This window comes from Polymorphobacter sp. (assembly GCF_051860865.1).
In the GTDB taxonomy this organism is placed as follows: domain Bacteria; phylum Pseudomonadota; class Alphaproteobacteria; order Sphingomonadales; family Sphingomonadaceae; genus Sandarakinorhabdus.
Genome location: NZ_JBIMKZ010000127.1, coordinates 1 through 3977, shown reverse-complemented (window position 1 = coordinate 3977; position 3977 = coordinate 1). Strand labels below are relative to the sequence as shown.

Genomic DNA, 3977 nt, shown 5'->3' with positions numbered 1-3977 from the left:
TCCCGCACCCGGTTAAGCAACGGCCGCCCGGCGACGAAATCGGCGATGCTGGCCAGCGTCGTCGCCGCGATCGCCGTCAGCGCCTCCTCGGTCAAAAACGCCTGGTGCCCGGTCATCAGCACATTGGGAAAGGTCAGCAGCCGCTGCAGCACATCATCGTCGATGATCTCGTTCGACAGATCGTCGAAATACACGCCGGCTTCCTGCTCATAGACATCGAGCGCCACTCCCGCGACCCGCCGCTGCTTCAGCGCCGCGATCAGCGCCGCGCTGTCGATCAGTGCCCCCCGGCTGGTGTTGACGATCACCAACCCCGGCCGCGCCGCCGCCAGCACCGCCGCATCGATCATGTGGCGCGTCTCCGGCGTCAGCGGGCAATGCAATGTGACGATCTCCGCCTCGCGCAGCAGACGCTCGCGCGGCACGTAGCGCACGCCGATATCGACCAGCCCCTGGTCCACCACCGGATCGCTGGCCAGCACCTCGCAGCCGAAGCCGGCGCGCAGCGCGCGCGCCACCAGCCCGCCGATCTGCCCGGTACCGACCACCCCGGCCACCCGCCCGTGCAAATTGCGCCCGACCAGCCCATCGAGCGCAAAGTTGTTCTCCCGCACCCGCGACCACGCCCGGTGGATCTTGCGGTCGAGGGACAGCAGCAACCCGATGGTGAATTCCGACACCGCATGCGGCGAATAGGCCGGCACCCGCACCACGGCGATCCCCAGCGCCTCGGCGGCCGCCAGGTCGACATTGTTGTAGCCCGCACAGCGCAGCGCCAGCAGCCCCACCCCCGCCTCGGCCAGCAACCCCAGCACCACCCGGTCGGCGACATCGTTGACGAACGCGCAGACGACCTCATGCCCGGCCGCCAGCCGCGCCGTCGCCGGCGTCAGAGGCGCCTCGATGAACTGGATCTCGAAGCCATGAGCGGCATTCGCCGCTGACAGGAACTGCCGGTCATAGGCCTTGGTGCCGAACACTGCGATGCGAGCCAGCCCCTTCTTCAGATCATGCGCCGCCATGGATCGTCTCCTCAGGGTCAACCCGCTGCCGTCTTGCGATAACTGGCCACCGCCAGCTCGGACATCCGGTCGGCAGTCTCGCGTTCGCCCATCACCACATGATCGGCGCCGCGCTTCTCCAGATAGGCCACCTCCTCGTCCGAATGCGCGCGCGCGATGATCGGCAGCCCCGGGCAGAGCTGCCGCGCCATCTCGGCGATGGCGCCGCCCTCATAGCCCTCGGGAATGGCGATCAGCAGAATCGTCGCCTGCTCGATGCCGGCCTTGGCCAGCGTCCGCGCTTCGGCGGCATTGGCGTTGACCACGTCGAAGCCGTCGTCGGCGGCGCGACGCGCCATGTCCGGCTGTTCCTCGATGATCCGCAGCTGCCCGCCGCGCCGCTTGATGTTGCCCGCAATCAGCTGGCCGACCCGGCCATAGCCGATCAGCAGCGCCGATTCAGCCCGCGTTGGCGTCAGCCGCGCAGATTCCGCCAACGTCGGCGGCAGCTGTGCCTCGGCCTCCTCGGCGGCGCTGCGGATGCGACCCAGCGCCGAGAAGATGAACGGGTTGAGCATGATCGAGATGATCGCCCCGGCCAAAATCAGGTCGCGCCCCGCCGCCGGCAGCACGCCCAGCTCGGTGCCCAGCGTCGCCAGGATAAAGGAGAATTCGCCGATCTGGGCGAGGCTGACCGAAATCGTCATCGCCGTCTGCTTCGGATAGCCGAAGGCCCGGACGATGGCATAGGCGGCCATCGACTTGCCGAGCACGATGATCGCCACGGTGCCGAGCAGCGGCAGCGGCTGCTCGATCATCACCTTGGGATCGAACAGCATCCCCACCGACACGAAGAACAGCACGGCAAAGGCATCGCGCAGCGGCAGCGTCTCCTCCGCCGCCCGCCGGCTCAGCTGGGTCTCGCCGAGGATCATCCCGGCAAAAAAGGCGCCCAGCGCGAAGGAAACGTTGAACACCAGCGCCGCGCCAAAAGCGACGCCGAGCGCGATCGCCAGCACCGCCAGCCGGAACAGCTCACGCGAGCCGGTATGCACCACCCAGTGCAGCAGCCAGGGGATCACCCGCCGGCCGACGATCAGCATCACCGCGACAAAGCCGGTGACCTTGAGCGCCACATCGCCCAGCGCGCGCAACAGCGTCTCGCCGCCCCCGCCGCTCTGGTCGGCCACCAGCGCGGCGACCGGCGGCAGCAGCACCAGCGCCAGCACCATCGCCAGATCCTCGACGATCAGCCAGCCCACGGCGATGCGGCCGCGCTCGGTCTCGACGATGTTGCGCGCCTGCAGCGCCCGCAGCAGCACCACGGTGCTCGCCACCGACAGCGCCAGCCCGAAGAAGATGCCGGCCACCAGCGACCAGCCGAGCAGATGGGCCAGCCCCATGCCGAGCGCTGTCGCCACTACGATCTGCACGACAGCACCGGGAACGGCGATCCGCCGCACCGACAGCAGGTCGCGCAGCGAAAAATGCAGCCCCACGCCGAACATCAGCAGGATCACGCCGATCTCGGCCAGTTCGGCGGCCAGCGCCGCATTGGCAACGAACCCCGGCGTGAACGGCCCCACCAGAACTCCGGCCAGCAGATAGCCGGCGATCGGAGAGACGCGCAGCCGATGCGCGATCGCCCCCATCACAAAGGCGATGACCAGACCCGCGACAATCGTGCCGATAAGGGGGGTCATGTGCGGCATCAGCGGAGTCCGATGTCCCACAACAGCCAGCAGGAGGCGAAGACGGCAAGGACAAGGGCTGCGATGATGATCATTTCCCGCTGGCGGTTGATGAAGCGCGCCGGATGATCGGCACGGATCTGCTTCACCTTGCTACGCAGCACATCCCCTGAATACAACCATATGAACTCTTCATGCGTGGGCCTGGCGATCAGGCCGATCACAAGTTCCAGTTCGGTCTCGTCGATGTCGGGATAGGCGAGAATGAGAATTTCATGGAGAGTGCGGTCGGCGACCCCGGCGTCCCCGGTTGCCCGGGGGAGCGTCTTTTCGACTGACATTTCTGATCCTTCCACGCAGGGCCGCCCGCGCAAGGGCACGGCCCGTCCGGCAACTGCCGGCAGATGAACAGGCCGGCGCCGGGCCGGCCGATGACGCGCCGGCCATCGGGCCGGCGGATGGATCAGGCCTGAGGTGGCGCGCGGGCGGCGGACGGATGGCCACCAGGATCGGGCATCGGCGGCGCAAACCGCCAGTCGGGCGCCGCTCCCGCCAGCGGAGCGGCCGCCGGCAGCGCCAGCAGCAGCCCGGCCAGCACCAGCAGCGCCGACGGCAGCGGGCCGGCATCGGGCAGGCGCGGCGCCGGCGTCTCGCCGGCCCGGACGCGCTGCTGCGCCGCCAGCGCCGTGTCGCTGGTGGCGGCACTGAACGCCGAGCCCGAGACACGGGCCAGCTGGAACGGCGCCGGCAGCAGCGCATGGGCGAGGATCGCGCACAGCATCGCCAGCCAAAGTGTTCTGGCGACATGGCTCCAGGTCCGGAGCACCGGCGGGGCAACGAGCGGCGGCATCACCGGTCGATATAGGAACGCCGCGTCCCTTTGTCCCCCGCTGTTTGCGGCCAGCACGGACGGGCGGGATTGACCGGCAGCGCCAAATCGCGCCACCTTCCCCCATGGCCAGCCACGCACATGACCGCCCCCTTTCCAGCAAGGATCGCACCAGCAGCGACCGCACCACCGTCCGCTATCTCGGCCGGCTGCTCGGCGACGTCATCCGCACCGAGGATGGCACCGCGGTCTTCGATGCCATCGAGGGCGTCCGCCTCGCCTCGGTAGATGCGCACCGCACCGGCAATCCGGCTGCGGCGGCGGCACTCAGCGAGCGGCTCGGCAAGCTCGATCTCGAGGAGACGCTACGCTTCGTCCGCGGCTTCCTGCTGTTCTCGCTGCTCGCCAACCTCGCCGACGACGGTGGTGCCACCGATACCGGGCGCGGCGCCTGCC

Annotated in this window: 5 protein-coding genes; 1 reads left to right on the top strand and 4 read right to left on the bottom strand. The window is 68.9% G+C overall.

Features of this window, described 5'->3' with window-relative positions:
- The 4 genes from ACTIFJ_RS15025 to ACTIFJ_RS15010 all read right to left on the bottom strand — a co-directional run.
- Window positions 1-1022, bottom strand: a 1022-nt coding sequence (locus tag ACTIFJ_RS15025; protein ID WP_439534924.1) for a 2-hydroxyacid dehydrogenase, incomplete at its 3' end; no start/stop codon positions are given.
- A gap of 17 nt (window positions 1023-1039) precedes the next feature.
- Entirely contained in the window at window positions 1040-2713 is a 1674-nt protein-coding gene (gene ybaL / locus ACTIFJ_RS15020; protein WP_439534923.1) for a YbaL family putative K(+) efflux transporter, read from the bottom strand.
- Window positions 2713-3033, bottom strand: coding sequence for a hypothetical protein (locus ACTIFJ_RS15015; protein WP_439534922.1), 321 nt, complete (start codon window positions 3031-3033; stop codon window positions 2713-2715). Before ACTIFJ_RS15015 ends, ybaL begins: the two co-directional genes overlap by 1 nt.
- Window positions 3034-3155: 122 nt before the next feature.
- Window positions 3156-3518, bottom strand: a complete 363-nt coding sequence (locus tag ACTIFJ_RS15010) for a hypothetical protein (protein ID WP_439534921.1) — start codon at window positions 3516-3518, stop codon at window positions 3156-3158.
- Between the two features lie 128 nt (window positions 3519-3646).
- Here ACTIFJ_RS15010 and ACTIFJ_RS15005 point away from each other — a divergent pair.
- Window positions 3647-3977: phosphoenolpyruvate carboxylase (locus ACTIFJ_RS15005; protein ID WP_439534920.1), on the top strand; the 331-nt coding region annotated here is incomplete at its 3' end.